Annotated in this window: 13 protein-coding genes, 1 tRNA gene and 1 pseudogene; 13 read left to right on the top strand and 2 right to left on the bottom strand. The window is 61.9% G+C overall.

Annotation, left to right across the window (positions count from 1 at the left end; genetic code table 11):
• The 4 genes from V2B31_RS09640 to V2B31_RS09625 all read left to right on the top strand — a co-directional run.
• Nucleotides 1–1541: DNA methyltransferase (locus tag V2B31_RS09640; protein ID WP_328277863.1), on the top strand; the 1541-nt coding region annotated here is incomplete at its 5' end.
• Nucleotides 1541–4474: a DEAD/DEAH box helicase family protein gene (locus tag V2B31_RS09635; RefSeq protein WP_328277861.1), complete on the top strand. Its 2934-nt coding sequence runs from the start codon at nucleotides 1541–1543 to the stop codon at nucleotides 4472–4474. The genes V2B31_RS09640 and V2B31_RS09635, both read left to right, overlap by 1 nt.
• A gap of 395 nt (nucleotides 4475–4869) precedes the next feature.
• Nucleotides 4870–5316 carry a hypothetical protein gene (locus tag V2B31_RS09630; RefSeq protein ID WP_328277859.1) on the top strand — a complete coding sequence of 149 codons (447 nt, stop codon included), beginning with the start codon at nucleotides 4870–4872 and terminating at the stop codon, nucleotides 5314–5316.
• 68 nt (nucleotides 5317–5384) lie between these two features.
• Entirely contained in the window at nucleotides 5385–6152 is a 768-nt protein-coding gene (locus V2B31_RS09625; protein ID WP_328277857.1) for a hypothetical protein, read from the top strand.
• Here V2B31_RS09625 and V2B31_RS09620 read toward each other — a convergent pair.
• Nucleotides 6137–6325, bottom strand: coding sequence for a hypothetical protein (locus V2B31_RS09620; RefSeq protein WP_328277871.1), 189 nt, complete (start codon nucleotides 6323–6325; stop codon nucleotides 6137–6139). The genes V2B31_RS09625 and V2B31_RS09620 overlap by 16 nt on opposite strands.
• Between V2B31_RS09620 and V2B31_RS09615 the strand changes: the two genes are divergently transcribed.
• The 3 genes and pseudogenes from V2B31_RS09615 to V2B31_RS20050 all read left to right on the top strand — a co-directional run.
• Nucleotides 6269–7675 carry a type IV secretory system conjugative DNA transfer family protein gene (locus V2B31_RS09615; RefSeq protein WP_328277869.1) on the top strand — a complete coding sequence of 469 codons (1407 nt, stop codon included), beginning with the start codon at nucleotides 6269–6271 and terminating at the stop codon, nucleotides 7673–7675. The two genes, V2B31_RS09620 and V2B31_RS09615, sit on opposite strands and share 57 nt — an antisense overlap.
• A 189-nt stretch (nucleotides 7676–7864) precedes the next feature.
• Nucleotides 7865–8170: a hypothetical protein gene (locus V2B31_RS09610; protein WP_328277855.1), complete on the top strand. Its 306-nt coding sequence runs from the start codon at nucleotides 7865–7867 to the stop codon at nucleotides 8168–8170.
• Nucleotides 8157–9125: pseudogene (locus V2B31_RS20050) on the top strand (recombinase family protein); the annotation flags it as partial. The gene V2B31_RS09610 and the pseudogene V2B31_RS20050, both read left to right, overlap by 14 nt.
• Nucleotides 9126–9666: 541 nt before the next feature.
• Here V2B31_RS20050 and V2B31_RS09600 read toward each other — a convergent pair.
• Nucleotides 9667–9756 (bottom strand) — tRNA-Ser (locus V2B31_RS09600).
• Nucleotides 9757–9906: 150 nt separating this feature from the next.
• Between V2B31_RS09600 and V2B31_RS09595 the strand changes: the two genes are divergently transcribed.
• From V2B31_RS09595 to metG, 6 genes are read left to right on the top strand one after another with little or no spacing between them, the layout of a single operon-like run.
• On the top strand, nucleotides 9907–10932 hold the full coding sequence (locus V2B31_RS09595; RefSeq protein ID WP_328277852.1) for a lytic murein transglycosylase: 1026 nt from the start codon (nucleotides 9907–9909) through the stop codon (nucleotides 10930–10932).
• Complete coding sequence (locus V2B31_RS09590; protein WP_328277849.1) at nucleotides 10916–11890, top strand: septal ring lytic transglycosylase RlpA family protein; 975 nt, start codon at nucleotides 10916–10918, stop codon at nucleotides 11888–11890. The genes V2B31_RS09595 and V2B31_RS09590 overlap by 17 nt, the downstream gene beginning before the upstream one ends.
• A gap of 47 nt (nucleotides 11891–11937) precedes the next feature.
• Nucleotides 11938–13101, top strand: coding sequence for a D-alanyl-D-alanine carboxypeptidase family protein (locus V2B31_RS09585; RefSeq protein WP_328277847.1), 1164 nt, complete (start codon nucleotides 11938–11940; stop codon nucleotides 13099–13101).
• Nucleotides 13098–13724: a dTMP kinase gene (gene tmk / locus V2B31_RS09580; RefSeq protein ID WP_328277867.1), complete on the top strand. Its 627-nt coding sequence runs from the start codon at nucleotides 13098–13100 to the stop codon at nucleotides 13722–13724. The genes V2B31_RS09585 and tmk overlap by 4 nt, the downstream gene beginning before the upstream one ends.
• Nucleotides 13721–14692 carry a DNA polymerase III subunit delta' gene (locus tag V2B31_RS09575; RefSeq protein WP_328277845.1) on the top strand — a complete coding sequence of 324 codons (972 nt, stop codon included), beginning with the start codon at nucleotides 13721–13723 and terminating at the stop codon, nucleotides 14690–14692. The genes tmk and V2B31_RS09575 overlap by 4 nt, the downstream gene beginning before the upstream one ends.
• Before the next feature lie 43 nt (nucleotides 14693–14735).
• Nucleotides 14736–16304, top strand: a complete 1569-nt coding sequence (gene metG, locus V2B31_RS09570) for a methionine--tRNA ligase (protein ID WP_328277844.1) — start codon at nucleotides 14736–14738, stop codon at nucleotides 16302–16304.

Below are 16304 nucleotides of genomic sequence, written 5' to 3'. Positions count from 1 at the left end.
CGGTGGCCACCCTCTCAGGGAAACCTTCCTACACCACCCCGTGGGACACGACCGCCGATGGAACATCTTCTTACTTAAAGATGATTATCCCACGTCTTTACCTTATGAAAGAATTGCTCTCACCAAATGGGACAATTTTTGTTCATTTGGATTGGCATGTTGGCCATTATGTCAAAATAGCTCTTGATGAGATATTTGGACGAGATCACTTTATCAATGAGATTGTTTGGCATTATTACAACAAGATGCAGGGAAATGTTAATCATTTCCCGAAAAATCATGACGTAATATACTGGTACAGAAATGGAGATAAATTCTCTTTTAATAAGATAAAAGAAGAACGAGCCGAGAAACAGCGCCAATTAAAACGCGCATGGAGTAAGGAAAAACAGAAACTTGTTAACGCGCGAGATGAAGCAGGAAACCTGATATATATCGAAGCGGAAGACAAGGGCGTCGACGATGTGTGGTATATGTCGATGCTACAGCCTGCGGATAAGACGGAGAATCTAGGATACAAAACGCAGAAACCTGAAACCGTTGTGGAAACGGTTATTTCCGCTGCCTCGAAAGAAGGTGATCTTGTTGCTGACTTTTTCGTGGGTTCAGGAACAACGGCGGCTGTGGCGGAAAGGCTTGGTCGTCGATGGCTTGCTTCCGATCTTGGTAAGCCAGCCTGCATGATGACCCGCAAGCGCCTTATCGACCAAGATGCCAAGCCATTTCTTTATCAGCATATTGGTGATTATCAGGTTGAACAGATGCGCTCCACGATGGGGAGCAAGTTCCGCATTGGCGATCTGGCCGAGATCGTGCTGAGCCTTTATGGGGCGTTGCCGCTGCCGGTTGAGGAGAATCCGAACAAGAACATGGGGCGGCTCCAAGGGAGCAAAACGCTAGTTCTGGCTGATAGCCCGAACAAGATGACTGGCCTTGCCACCCTTCGCCGCGCCGTTGAAATCCGTGAAAACCTGATGGGCGGATGGGATAAGGTTATCATCCTTGGCTGGAATTTCTCGCCCACCATCGGCCACGATATTGAAGCCTTGGGCCAAGGTGATCGCCTCGAAGTGCTGGTTATCCCGCCCGATCTGCTCGACCGGCTCAAGAAGAAAGGCCACAAGCTCAAGGCTGATGAAGTGCGGTTCTCGTCGCTGCAATATTTGAAGCTGGGCGCGGTCAAACGGGAACAGGCCGGGGAAGGCGAATCCCTTTCCGTGTCGATAGCGAACTATGTTCTGCTGTCGCCCGAAGCCCTCAATCTGGATGAGGCCAACCGCGACAAGTTGCAAAAGGTCATCAATTCCGACCCGCTGGCGCTGATCGAATATTGGAGCGTCGATCCCGACTATGACGGGGAAGTGTTCCGTTCCGTCTGGCAGGATTATCGCGGCAACACTGAAAATGATGATGACCCTTACCGGGTTGTCACAACGGCCCGGCTTACCGCCCTGCCCAAGAAAGACGGCAAACGGCACGTGTGCGTTCGCGTTGTCGATGTGTTCGGGTTTGAGGCCGAAGCAACGGTTGAGGTGGCATAATGGCGAGTATCAATGACCTGTCGCTCGCCAAGGGGCTGACGGCCAAGGTTGAAGATGCCTGCGCCGGGCTGGAAAGCGGCGATGCGCCGATTCTCGATCAGGTTTCGGAAATGACGGCGGAACTGCTCAAATGGTGGTTTCAGGCGGAATTTCAGGATGCGCGCCGGTTCAATTTTCACCCCGGACAGCGGCAAGCCCTGCTGAACGTGATTTATGCCCATGAAGTGCTGGGCATCAACACGCTGCAAGATCTTTATCAGGTCGCCGCGCCGGATGTGATGCTGGCAAGTGCGCGCGATTCTGAAGTGATCCGCGCACCTAAGAATGGCTATCCGAAATACTGCCTGAAAATGGCGACCGGGACGGGCAAGACGTGGGTTCTGCAAGCCCTGATGATCTGGCAGATTCTCAATGCCGCCCGCGCTTCGGAAAGTGGGCGTTACACCAAGAATTTCCTCGTCGTTGCGCCCGGCCTGATTGTTTATGATCGGCTCCTTGATGCGTTCATGGGGAAGGAACGCGAGGGCAAGCGCGATTTCACAATCTCCGACCTGTCTATTTTCCAAGAATTATTCATCCCCGACGCATACCGGGATGAAGTCTTTCGCTTTGTGCAGGGTGCGGTCTGCCCCAAGGAGGATATTGGCCGCAAGGTGACGGCTGGCGGCATCATCGCCATATCCAACTGGCATGTTCTCTCGGAAGAAGGCGAGCCGCTGGAAGATGAGGATATTGATGCGCCGGGCCAGTCGGCTGATCCGAAAACGGTTGTGCAGAGCATCCTGCCGCTGACACCGGGAACCAGTCAGGGCAATGATCTCAATGTGCTGAACCGGCGCTATGAGCGTGGCGGCATCCTGTCCTATCTCAAGGATTTGCCCGCGCTAATGGTCTTCAATGACGAAGCGCACCATATCCATGATTTCAAGCGTGAAGGTGAGGTGACAGAGGTTGAGTGGCAAAAGAGCCTTAACCTCATTGCCGAACCCAAGGGCAGCCGTTTCGTCCAAGTGGACTTTTCGGCCACACCTTACAATGAAGTTGGAACCGGCAAAAACTCCCGCAAGTCCTACTTTCCTCATATCATCGTGGATTTTGACCTAAAGACCGCCATGCGGGCGGGGCTGGTCAAGTCGCTGGTGCTGGACAAGCGTTCGGAAATCGGCGCGCTTTCCAACGATGAACTGGATTTCAAGGCGGATCGTGACGAAAACGGTAATCCGATGCTCTCGGAAGGGCAGCGGATCATGCTGCGGGCGGGGCTGACCAAACTCCGCAAGCTCGAATCGGATTTCGCGGCTCTCGATCCCGACAAGCATCCGAAGATGCTGGTTGTCTGCGAGGATACCACGGTCACGCCGCTGGTGGCCGATTTCATGCAGCTTGAAGGCCTTGCCGATGATGAGGTGCTGCGGGTCGATTCCAACCGCAAGGGCGAATTAAAGCCCGACGAATGGAAGGTGCTTCGCGAACGGCTGTTCGATGTTGACCGGCATAAGTCGCCGCGTGTGATCGTCAGTGTCCTGATGCTGCGCGAAGGTTTCGACGTGAACAATATCTGCGTCATCGTGCCGTTGCGCGCATCGGGCGCGGGCATCCTGCTCGAACAGACCATAGGGCGCGGCCTGCGCCTGATGTGGCGCGGCAACGAATATGACGACATTAAGCGGGAAAACCGGCAGCTAATCCGCACCGGCAAAACCCCGAATAACATGATCGACATTCTTTCGATTGTCGAACACCCGGCTTTTCAGAGTTTCTATGATGAGTTGATTCAAGAGGGACTGGCCGCTGAATCGGATGATGAAGACGATCAGAATGGCAGTTCGACCGGCGATCTTATCTCGGTCGGCCTGCGGGACGGCTTTGAGGAATACGACTTTGCCATTCCCTTCATCCTGCGTGAACAGGTCGAGGAACTGGAAGACACGCAGATTGATCCGGCGGCATTGCAGCCGTTCGGGTCATTTTCGCTCGATCAGTTGAAAAGCCAGCTGGGGCATGGCGAGAAGTTTCACTCCGAAGATGTGCAGGCGAAGACCCGTTTTGGAGATTACCGTGTGCATGGGGGCGTGATGACCGCCACCGGCTACAATGACTATCTGGCCCGGATCACGCGCCGGATTACGGAAGCGGTTACGCTGACGGAAGCCACCGGCAGTTCCAAGGCGTTCGCCAACGCGAGCAAATTTCCCTATATCCAGATCAACCGCGCCGAACTGGCCGAAGGCATTGACGGCTTCATCCGGCAATATCTGTTCAAGCAGGATTTCGAACCGCTGGCCGATGAAAATTGGCGGGTGCTGCTGCTCGATCCCGTGACCGAACATATCATCAAGGTTTGGGCGCGGGCCATTCTCGAAGCGGAAGACAGTGTGATTGTGGCGGATGCGGAAGTGGCGCACCGCCGCCTGTCCGAAGTGCCGAAACTCGCCATGCGCGAAGGCTCGTCGCTGGCGGTCGAAAAGGCGATCTATCTGCGGCTTCCGTATCCATCCCGCAACGGCGGACTGGAACAGGGTTTCATGGAAACATGCGAGAAAGATGCCAGCGTTGATGCCTTCTGCAAGATCAACGAGCAGAAACATACCTTCGCCCGGCTCCGCTATATCAAGGAGGATGGCTTGCCAGCCTTCTATTCGCCTGACTTTCTGGTGAGGGCGGGCGATGCCATTTATCTGGTGGAGACGAAGGCCCAAGGACAGCTTACCAGCCCGAACGTCCTGCGGAAGCGGAAGGCGGCGGTAGCTTGGTGTGACCGCATAAATGCGCTTGCGCCCGAAGATCGTAGCGAAGCCGATTGGCACTACGTCCTCCTCGGTGAAGGCACGTTCTACGGGTGGCGAGACAAGGGCGGCTCGATTGCCGAACTTCTCGCATATGCCCGGCTCCGACCTGTCGAAGATAAAGGGCAAGCTAAGTTCGCGTTCTAACGGGCGACGGCATCCAATCCGCGTAGGGTTGGTCGAGGGTGTCCAGAGGGGCGGCGATGCGCCATTATGGTCATGGGGTGTCGGGGAGCAGGAACGCGCCCTGACTGGTGATGCAACGGCCAGTCGTTGCACCGGCGCGAACATTCTCCCTGCGACCCTAGGCGACATGACCAAGCGCTAGCCTGGTCATGGCTGGCGGGTGGGAGTGGGGGAGTTTGTGAGCGCCGGTTGGCCAGAGGGATGCAACGGGAGAGCGCCAGCGTCTCCCTTGCCAAGATAGGCGTGGTATTACCACGCACATCTTGCGGTCAGCGCAGCGCCGCCTTTTACCCCGCATTTCACAGGCACATATCCAGTGATGAAGCATGTAGCTTCTTGCTTAGGAGATTGCGCCAATGGCTAACTCGATCCTCCGCCCGCTGCTCCGCTGGCTCCTGCATCGCTACCCTTGGCGCGGCGGGCTTCTCACGGTCCCGTTCGATGCTGAACCTATCGGTCGGCGGTTCCTCTATATCCCTTCTGACGATGAGTTGCTGGACCGCCAAGCTGTCCGCCGGATGGCTCGCGAGCTGGGCGATCTTCGCCTGTCCCGCCGCAAGCTGATGGATTGGGTCGCGGATCAGGTCTATGGATTTGACGGCGAGTTTTACGCCCCCGGTGGTGCGAAGGTTCGGCTGCCGGAGGTTGATGAGACCTTTGGCGAACCCAGCTTCAAATGGGTTGGCGACTTCCTGAAATGGCGTGACCGCGAACCCGCCCAAGCGATTCAACAAAAGGTTCTGCCCCGTCTGCGCATGTTCGCGATGGCTTTGGAGGCAATGAAATCACGCCCGAAAGGCTGATCTTCCTCCCAAGTCAATCTGCCCGATCTGCTCTGCTTCCTCCGGCAATCCAGCCTAGGAGTCAGACCATGAAAATCAGTTACGGCGATGATGGCAGTGCGGAACAGGCGAACGTCCCGGCACTGCCATCACCGATCCCGCAAGCCGCCCAGCCGCCCGTCATCTACATGCAGCCACCGGGTCCGCGCATTCCGGCGGCTGTGTCGTTTCTCGGCTCGATCCTCATGGCGGGGGCGGCGTTCTTCGGGGCTGAATACTACGCGCCCGATGCCCTGAAACCCTCAACCCTGATGGGAACCTATGATGCCCGCCTGACCGCAACGGTTCGGGCGGCGGAGCTGCAACAGAACGCCCGCTATGAGAATTGGGCTGAACAGGTCCGCATGGCCGCTGCTCAGAACAATCAGGAATATCAGGCCATGACGCAGGCGGTGCTGAGCAACTACAACGCCACCTATGACCGCGCCCGCATGTATGCCGAAGCGACGACCCAGCTTCAGCAGGCATATGCGCAGCACCGGGTTTCTATCGCCCGTTCGGCGCAAAGCAGCGATACCGGGCTGACCAATTTCGCAAGATCGCTGGGCCGGATCATCAGCCTGTTCGATCCTGAGCTGGGACGCGGGCCGCTGGAATATGCGGACAGCCTGACGGAAGAACTGCAAGGCGAGCTGGACGATGCCGTGCAGTCGGGCGTGCTGATAGAGGTTGAGGGCTGGGACACCAATATCCCATCGCCCGATGCCGTGCGCCAGCAGCTCGACCGCTATCGGCCTTTGCAAATTCCGCCAGTGCCGCCGCTGTCCGACGAAACCCCGCATTACGGGCCGCGCTGATGCGGTTCGCGCAGCTCCTTGGCATGATGCCAAGCCTCTACGGGCATTTCGTCCGCGCCGAAGATTTGCGGCGGGCGGAGGATAGCCGCCGCAAGGCGGCTATCCAGCAACAGGTGATGGCGAATGCCGCAGCGTCCGGCCAGCTCGGCAATGGACGGCTCGCTGATCTGCATGACGCGGCGCAATCCGGCTTGCTTGATGCCAATGGCCTGTTCCTCGGCGCGCTGGACGGCAATGCGCTGTTCTTCGCTGGCGAAGGCCAGTTACTGACCTATGCCCGCACCGGGTCCGGCAAGGGCCGCGATATGATCCTGCCGAACCTCGCCCATGTCCGCGACCGTTCGCTGGTCGTCGTGGACGTGAAGGATGGCGAGAACTGCTACGCATCATATCAGCACCGCGCCGACACGCTGGGCCAGCCTTGCATCTATCTCAACCCGTTCGGGCTGCTCGGTCTGCCGAATGCGCGGATCAATCCGCTGCACATTCTGGTCGATATTATTGCCTCTGGCGGGGAGATAGACACGCAAGCCGATGAGATTGCGCAAATCCTGCTGCCGCCCAATCCGAAAGATGGCGATAGCTGGGTGCGCAAGGGCGCGTTGCGGCTGCTGGCGACCCGCATGGAATACCTCGCCCATTGCGAGCCGGAGCTGTGCAATCTGGGCGGGCTGTGGCGGTTCGTGAACGCGCCGCCGGAAGATACCGAACTGGCGTTCTCCATGATGGAAACCTGCGGCATTGAAGGGGTCGCCCGCCGCGCCGGGGCATTGCGGGCAACGCTGCTCGATGCGCCGAAGCAATTTGAAGCCTATAAGTCCGATGCGATTGAGGCGCTGGCGGCATTCGAGCCGGGCAAGACGCTGGAACGCGCCACCTTTGGCAATGACTTTGATTTCGGGCGGCTGAAACGTGAAGCCTGCACGGTCTATCTGATCTCGCCATCCGACAAGCTGGGCGTGATCGCACCGTGGATCAGCCTCATCGTGAATTATGCGATTGAGGCCATCGCTCGCGAGAAGGGGCGCTTACGGACGTGCTTCATCCTTGATGAGTTTCCCCAGCTCCCGCCTGCGCCCGCCATCATGAAGGCGCTGCGGCTTTATCGCGGCAAGGGAATCCAGCTCTGGTTCTTCAGCCAAGGCCGCTATTCGATGGAAGGCCGCTGGTCGAAAGAGGCGGTGAAGGAATTCGAAGATCAGGCCGCCATCTTCACCATGACCGGCGTTGAAGACCCGGAGATGCTGCGCGATGTCGAGAAATGGTCGGGCAACCGCACTATCGTCACGCATGGCCTGAACGTGGGCGGTGGCACGGTCGAAAGCGCCGGGGCCAATCGCGGCGAAACCCGCCGCCCGGTCCTGCAATCAGAGGATATTCGCGCCATCGGCGCGGGTCGGCAGATTATCAAAGTGGCTGGTCTGCCATCGTTGTTCGTTTGCGACCGGCTCCCATTCTATGCGGTCGATCCATGGCGGGAGCAGATGCGTGATGTGCGCGATCTGCACAGCGGCTTCGCTTGACATGCAAATACTTGCAAACAAACAACTATTTGAGATAAACTAAGAATAGACCTTCATAGAGGACGTAAAGCGTCATTGAAGGCTGGGCGCGGGCTGAACGTGACGTTCTTCCCAGATTTCAATCGGATACAGCTTAGTGGTCATCCCGCGCCCCAATAAAGGGGCGCTGCTATTGCAGCAGAGGATGACGTGTCACCACTGACACCTGAAGAACTGGCTGAGTTTCGTGCGCATGTCGCCACCTTCGACATGACGGACGACCGCAAGAACGATCTTATCCGTATTGTGGATAACATCGCCATGTCCTTCATAGATCAGGCTTTCGGCTCCCATCCCGTCCAGCTTTCCTTATCGGCACGCGCAAATGCCCGTTTCCTTGGGATTCCCGGTCATGCTAGGCTCGGAACGATCAGAGAACACGAAGCTATCGACCTCCTAGAGGACGCAAGCGCCGACACCAGCCCGGAGGGCAAGACGCGCCATGAGACTGAATAATCGCCCCGCTGTCATTTACTGCCGGGTATCGTCCAAGAAGCAGGCCCGCGAAGGCAACGGCCTGTCGTCGCAGGAAACCCGCTGCCGCGAATATGCCGGGCATCGGGGCCATAATGTCGTTGGCGTTTATACCGACGACATTTCGGGCGCTTACAGGAGCCGCACCGGCATTGACGCAATGATCGCGTTTCTCCGCAAGAACCGTAAGCTCGGCCTCGTCGTCATTATCGACGACATAAGCCGCATGGCGCGGGAAAAGCACAACCATTTCGATCTGAAAGACGCGATCCTGCTGGCAGGGGCATGGCTGGAATCTCCCTCTATCGAGTTCGGCCATGACTCAGACAGCCTGTTCATGGAGAACGTGCTGGCAAGCGTTGCGCAGCACGCCCGGCAGAAGAATGCCGAACAGGTCAAAAACCGTATGCGGGCGCGGTTGCAGAACGGCTTTTGGGTATTTCATGCGCCCACCGGCTACGAATATCAGCGCAGCCCGGCGGGCGGGTCGGTCCTCGTGCGCAAGGAACCTCTTGCCTCGATCATCGGGGAGGGGCTGGAAGGCTATGCGAATGGTCGGTTCAGCTCGCAATCGGAGGTAAAGCGGTTCTGGGAATCCCATGCTGGCTTTCCCGTCACCCGTCACGGCCATCTGACCAATGAGCAGACGCACCGCATACTGACCAATCCCGTCTACGCCGGATATGTTGAAAGCGAGATTTGGGACGTTTCGCTGCGCGAGGGGCAGCATGAAGGCGTTATCAGCCTTGAGACGTTCATGCGCGTTCAGGAGTATCTCAACGGGAAGCCCGTCGCGCCCGCCCGCGCCGACATACACGAGGATTTCCCGCTGCGCGGGTTTGTGACGTGCGGCGACTGCCAGCATCCTATGACGGCAAACTGGACCAAGGGCCGCACAGCGACCTATCCTTATTACGTCTGCCGCCATCGCGGCTGCGCCAAGTTCGGGAAGTCGGTTGCCCGCGCCAAGGTCGAAGGCGCGTTTGAAACGCTGCTGCGGGCATTGAAGCCTAGCCACGAACTGGTCGCGGTTCTGTCCGCCGTGTTCCGCAAACGCTGGAATGACCGCATTGCGACCGTGAAGGACGAGAAGGCCCGGCTGAAACTGGAAGCCGCCGGGGTCGATAAGAAGATCGGCCAGTTGCTCGACCGCATCGTTGCCTCTGACTGCGATGCAGTGATCTCGGCTTATGAGCGCAAAGTCGGTGAACTGGAGCGCGAAAAGCTGGTTCTGGCGGAGAAAACCGCCCGCTGCGGCACGGCGCTGCCGGACTATGATGCGACTTTTCGAACCGCTTTTGAGTTTTTATCAAACCCTTGTAATCTTTGGGAGAATGGCACTTTTGAGGACAAAAGAATCGTCCTCAAACTCACTTTGGACACCCATCTGGAATATGACTGGAAAGAGGGCGTTCGAACCCCCGAAATATCCTTACCGTTCAAGGTGTTAGAGGACATTTCTGGTCGAGAAAAGGAATTGGCGGACAGGGTGGGATTCGAACCCACGGTGAGCGTGAACCCACGGCGGTTTTCAAGACCGCTGCCTTAAACCACTCGGCCACCTGTCCTTGATGGCTCGCTTCCTTAGCGTGCCGGGCGGGCTTGCCAAGGGGAAATGCTGCGGCGGGCGGTTCGTCGCCTTTGGGTCCATTATGGGGATTCACCTGCCGCCCGCCCTGTGCAACAACAGGGGGATGAGGGATTCTCTGCGTTCTTTGATGGCGCCGCTTGCGCTGATGCTGGTCGGCGCGGTCGGATCGTCGGCTTGTGCGCCGCCCGCCGCCGCGCAGGATGAGGCGGGATTTCGCGCCTATCTGGAGGGGCTTCGGCCCAAGGCGCGGGCGATGGGAATCCGGGACGCGACGCTCGATAGCGTGTTCGCGACGCTGACCCCCAATATGCGCGTCATTCAGCTCGATCAAAGCCAGCCGGGCGGGGGGGCCTATTCGCCGATCCCCAATTTCGAGCCTTATCGCCGCCAACATGTCGACGCCGCGCGGATCGGGCGGGGGCGGACCGTCTATCAGGCCAATCGGGCGCGGCTGGCGCGGATCGAGGCGGAGACGGGCGTGCCGGAGGAGATCATGGTCGCGATCTACGGGCATGAAACCAATTATGGCAGCTATACCGGCGATTTCGACCTGATCCGGTCGCTGGCGACATTGTCGTGGGAAGGGCGGCGGCGGGCCTTGTTCGAGCCCGAATTGCTGGCGACGCTCAAGATGCTCGACAACGGCGTGCCGCGCAGCCGGCTGGTGGGGAGCTGGGCCGGGGCGACAGGCTATCCGCAGTTCCTGCCGAGCGTCTATCTGCGTCTGGCCAAGGATGGCGATGGCGACGGGCGCGCCGATATCTGGACCAGCGAGGCCGATGCGCTGGCGTCGATCGCCAATTATTTCGTGCAGTCGGGATGGCGGCGCGGACAGCCCTGGGGCGTGGCGGTGAATGTGCCCGCTGGCTTCAACCGGTCGGCGGTGGCGGCGAAGATCGAGCCGGCGCGCTGCCCGCGCGTGTTCAACCGGCATAGCCGCTGGCTCACCCTGGCGGAGTGGCGGCGGCTAGGGCTGTTTCCGCAAAGTGGGGTCTGGCCAGCCGATAGCGTCATGGCGACTCTGCTGGAACCCGACGGGCCGGGCAAGACCGCCTATCTGCTGACCAGCAATTATCGCGCGATCCTGGATTATAATTGCTCCAATTTCTATGCCTTGTCGGTGGGGTTGCTGGCGGATGCGGTCAAACAATAAGACGGCGGCGGTTGCCGTCATGATGCTGGCGCTGGCAGGCGGAGCGGCGGTGGCGCAGCCGGGCGGCGGGATGGTCGCCGACGCGCCGGTGGAACTGGGCGCGCCTTATCAGGTGGGCGGCAAGACCTACACGCCCGCCGACCCCGCTTATTATGACGAGGTCGGCTATGCCGCGCCGCTGAGCGAGGCAAGTCAGGGCGGGGCGACCGCCAATGGCGAAGCGTTCGCGCCCGCCGCCATCGCCGCCGCGCACAAGACTCTGCCGCTGCCCAGTTATGTCGAGGTGACGGCGCTCGACAGCGGGCGCACCATATTGGCGCGGGTCAATGATCGCGGGCCGATGCGCACCGACGTGCTGATCGGCCTGTCGCCCGGCGCGATCGAGCAGTTGGGCGTATCGCCGGGCGGGCCGATCGCGGTCAGGGTGCGGCGGGTCAACCCGCCCGAGCAGGAGCGCGCGGTGCTGCGCGCGCAAGGGCGTGCGGCCGAGCGGCTGGAGACGCCCGCGCCGCTGCTGAAGGTGCTGCGGTCGCGGTTGGGCGCCCCGGCCGCTGCAACGCCGCCCAGGCCGGCGCGCGCTACGCGGCCTGCTTCCCCTGCGCCTGCTCCCGCCACGCCACCGCAGCGGTCGAGCACCCCGGGCGTGGATTTTGTCGTCGAGGAGGCCGGGGCGGCGCGCGCGCCGGTCGCGCCGCGCCCCGCCCCGGCGGCACCAGCGCCGCGCTCCGCGCCGGCTCGCGTCGGCGGCGGCTATGTGGTGCAGGTCGCTGCTTTCTCCTCACAGGCGCGGGCGGCGGCGGCGGCGCGGTCGCTGGGCGCGAACGTCGTCGAGGGCGGCGGCGTGTGGCGCGTGCGGCTTGGTCCCTATGCCACGCAGCAGGCGGCGCAGGCGGGTGTGCGCGCAGCGGCGGCCAAGGGGTTTGAGAATGGCCGCATCATGGCTAATGACGCGCGGTAAGCATCGCTATATCCCCGCGATTCCCTCCACCCGAAGGTCGTTCACCGATGAAGAAGTCCCTTGCCCTGATCCTGGCCGGCGCGGTGCTGGCCCAGCCGCTGATCGCCGCCGCGCCGCCCTATAGCAGCGAAGCGCCGATCGCCTATATGAAGGATCTGTCTTCGGGGGCGGTGCTCTACGACAAGGGCGGGCAGACCCGTATTCCGCCGGCGTCTATGGCGAAGATGATGACGGCGCATGTCGCTTTCCGCCTGATCCAGAAGGGTGACCTCAAGCTCGACACGAAATTCACCGTGCGGCCCGAAACGTGGAAACAATGGCATGGCCCGCAGGCGGGATCGACCATGTTCCTTTCCGCCGGCGAGCAGGTGTCGGTCGAAAATCTGCTGCATGGCATCGTGACGCTTTCGGGCAATGACGCCTGCGTCGTGCTCGCCGAGGGGATCGCCGGGACCGAGCAGGCGTTCGTCGCGCTGATGAACGAGGAGGCGAAGCGGCTGGGCCTCAAGAACAGCCATTTCGGCACCAGCAATGGCTGGCCGGACGAGGGCGTGACCTATGTGACGGCCGAGGATCTGGCGAAGCTGGCGCAGGCGACGGTCGAGGAGACGCCGGACCTCTACAAGAAATTCTACGCCACCACCTCCTTCACCTGGGGCAAGACCATGGGCGGAGCGGACATCCAGCAGGCCAACCGCAACCCCATCCTGGGCAAGATCGCGGGCGCGGATGGCCTCAAGACCGGGCATACTGAGGAAGCGGGTTTCGGCTTCACCGGGTCTGCCGAGCAGGATGGCCGCCGGCTGGTGATGGTCGTCGCGGGGCTGACCAGCTTCAACGGGCGGATCGCCGAGAGCGTGCGCTTCATGGACTGGGGCTTCAAGGCGTGGAAGGCGCAGCCTTTGTTCAAGAAGGGGCAGACGGTCGAAAACGCCGAGGTGCAGCTGGGCAGCGCGTCGAGCGTGCCGCTGGTCGCGCCGCAGAATCTGGCGGTCACGCTGCCGCGCACCGCTTCGGCCAATGTGCAGGTGAAGGTCGTCTATACCGGGCCGATCAAGGCGCCGATCGCCAAGGGGCAGCAGATCGCCCAGCTGATCGTCCAGACGCCCGACACGCCGCCGCAGATCATGCCGCTGGTCGCGGGTGAGGAGGTCACCGAGGCGGGCCTGTTCGGCCGGCTGTGGAACGGCATGAAGTCGCTGTTCGGGTGACGCCCGGCCGCTTCATCACGCTGGAAGGCGGGGAGGGCGCGGGCAAATCGACCCAGTTGCGCGCGCTTGCCGCCGCGTTGCGGGGGCGCGGCATCGACGTGGTGGAGACGCGCGAGCCGGGCGGGAGCGAGGGGGCGGAGGCGATCCGCGCGCTGCTGCTGACCGGCGGCGCGGACCGGTGGAGCGCGCGGGCCGAGGCCTTGCTGTTCGCGGCGGCGCGGGCCGACCATGTCGAAAGGACGATCCGGCCGGCGCTGGCGCGCGGGGCGTGGGTGATCTCCGACCGTTTTCTCGATTCGAGCCGGGCCTATCAGGGGCAGGGCGAGCTGACCGACGCCGACATCGTGGCGCTGCACCGGATCGGGAGCGAGGGGTTTTTGCCCGATCGAACCTTGCTGCTGGCGTTGCCGGAGGCCGAGGCGGCCGAGCGGGCGACGGCGCGGGACGGCGATGCGCCTGACCGGATCGGGGGACGGGCGAGCGACTTTCATCGCGCGGTGGCGGCGGCGTTCGACCGCTTCGCCGGGGACGAGCCGGCGCGGTTTCGCAAGGTCGATGCTTCGGGCGGGGCCGAGGCGGTGACGGCGCGGCTGCTCGCGGCGCTGGACGATCTGGTGCCATGACGACGATATTGGGGCATGAAACGCAGGCGCGGCTGATGATTGCCGCGGCGGCGAGCGGGCGGATGCATCATGGCTGGATTCTCGCCGGGCCGCAGGGCGTGGGCAAGGGCAGCTTCGCCCGCGCGCTGGCGCTCCGACTGCTGGCCGACGCTGCGGGTCCGGCGGTCGGCGGCGAGGGGTTGGGCGCACCGGAGAGCCACCCGATCCGCAAGCTGATCGAGGCCGGCGCGCACCCCGACTATGCCGAACTCGCGCCGCTGGAGAAGGAAGGCGGCGGGGTCGCGCGCAACATTACGGTGGATCAGGTGCGAGGGCTGGGGCGGCTGATCCAGTCGGCGCCTTCGCTCTCGCCGCGCCGGATGGTGGTGATCGACAGCGCCGACGATCTGGAGCGGGGCGCGGCCAATGCGCTGCTCAAGACGCTGGAGGAGCCGCCGGCCGACATGCTCTTCCTGCTGGTCAGCCATGCGCCGGGCCGGCTGCTGCCGACCATCCGCTCGCGATGCCGCACATTGAGATTCGATGCGCTGGACGAGGGCGCGATGCGGGTGGTGCTGAAGCGCGCGGATGAGACGCTCGGGCCGCGCGAGATCGATGCGCTGGTGCGGGCGGGGCAGGGGTCGCCGGGGCAGGCGCTGCGCTATGCGGGGCTGAACCTCGCGGAGATCGAGGAGACGCTGGGCGCGCTGGCGGCGGAGGGCGATCCGGGCAACCGGCGGCGGCTGGCGCTGGCGAAGGCGCTGGCGGTCAAGGCCGCCAAGCCGCGCTACGAGGCGTTTCTTGAGCGCGCGCCGGCCTTCATCGCGCAGGCGGCGCGGGGGCGGAGCGGGCCGGCGCTTGGCACCGCACTCGATCATTGGGAGCAGGCGCGGCAGCTGGCAGGCGGAGCGGTGATCCTCTCGCTCGATCCGGCCGCAGTGGTTTTCGAGCTGGCGGGCCATGTCGCGGCGCTCGCAGGAGACGCCTGAAAAGCGGCTTTGCGACGGCGCGAACAGCGGGTAGGGAAGCGCCATGTCGAGCCCCTTCACCATCACCACCGCCATATCCTACCCCAATGGCCGGCCGCATATCGGCCATGCCTATGAAGTGATCGCCACCGACGCGATCGCGCGGTTCCAGCGGATGATGGGCCGCGACGTCTTCTTCCAGACCGGCACCGACGAGCATGGCCTGAAAATGGCGCAGACGGCGCGCGACCGGGGCGTGAGCGCGCAGGCGCTGGCGGACGAGATGGCGTCCTATTTCAAGGCGATGAACGACGGGCTGAACATCAGCTATGATCGCTTCATCCGCACCAGCGAGCCGGCGCATCATCATGCGAGCCAAGCGATCTGGCGGGCGATGGAAGCGAATGGCGACCTGTATCTCGGCCGCTATGAGGGCTGGTATTCGGTGCGCGACGAAGCCTTCTACGACGAGAAGGAGATTGTCGCGGGGGAAGGGGGCGCGAAGCTCTCGCCGCAGGGCACGCCGGTCGAATGGACCGTCGAGGAAAGCTGGTTCTTCCGCCTGTCGGCCTATCAGGACCGGCTGCTGGCGCTCTACCGCGAGCATCCCGAATTCATCCAGCCCGAGAGCCGCCGCAACGAAGTGATGCGCTTCGTGGAAGGCGGCCTGTCGGACCTCAGCGTATCGCGCACCAGCTTCGACTGGGGGGTGAAGGTGCCGGGGTCGGAGGGCCATGTCATGTATGTGTGGGTCGATGCGCTCACCAATTATCTGACCGGCTGCGGCTATCCCGACGATGTCGAGCGGATGGCACGCTATTGGGCGGAAGGCGGCGACATCACGCATATCATCGGCAAGGATATCGTGCGATTTCATGCGGTTTACTGGCCGGCCTTCCTGATGAGCGCGAAGCTGCCGTTGCCCCGTCGCGTCTTCGGCCATGGCTTCCTGCTCAATCGGGGCGAGAAAATGTCCAAGTCGCTGGGCAATGTCGCCGACCCGATGGAGTTGGCCGAGCGGTTCGGGGTGGACCAGCTGCGCTATTTCCTGCTGTCCGAAGTGACCTTCGGCAATGACGGCAGCTATAGCGCGGAGGCGATCGTCCAGCGGGCGAACAGCGACCTGGGCAACGCGTTCGGCAACTTGGCGCAGCGGACGTTGAGTTTCATTGCGAAGAATCTCGCGGGCAGCCTGCCCGCGATCCATGGGCATGAGGCGGCGGACGAGGAATTGTTCGCGCTGCTCGACCGGACTATTCTTGCTGATATGCCCGACGCTTTTGCCGATCTCGCGCCGAGCGTCGCGATCGAGGCTTGGCTGCGCGCCTGTTTCGCGTGCAACCAGTATATCGACGCGCAGGCCCCTTGGGCGCTGCGCAAGACCGACCCGCAGCGGATGGAGACCGTGCTGGCGACGCTCTATATCGCCATTGCGCAACTGGCGGTGGCGATCCTGCCGGTGATCCCCCAGAGCGCGACGGCCTTGCTCGACCATATGGGGGTGCCGGCGGATAAGCGGAGCTATGAAGGCATCGGAGCGCACTGGTATTCGGCGCTGGCCGAAAGCGGCTTCACCCTTGCCCCGCCGACGCCGCTGTTCCCGCGTCTGGAACTGCCGGCGGAGGACGCCTGA

The sequence above is a fragment of the Sphingobium sp. genome, assembly GCF_036170395.1.
Taxonomy (GTDB): Bacteria; Pseudomonadota; Alphaproteobacteria; order Sphingomonadales; family Sphingomonadaceae; genus Sphingobium.
Note: the sequence above shows the minus strand (reverse complement) of the source record. Positions and strands in the feature narration are given on the sequence as shown.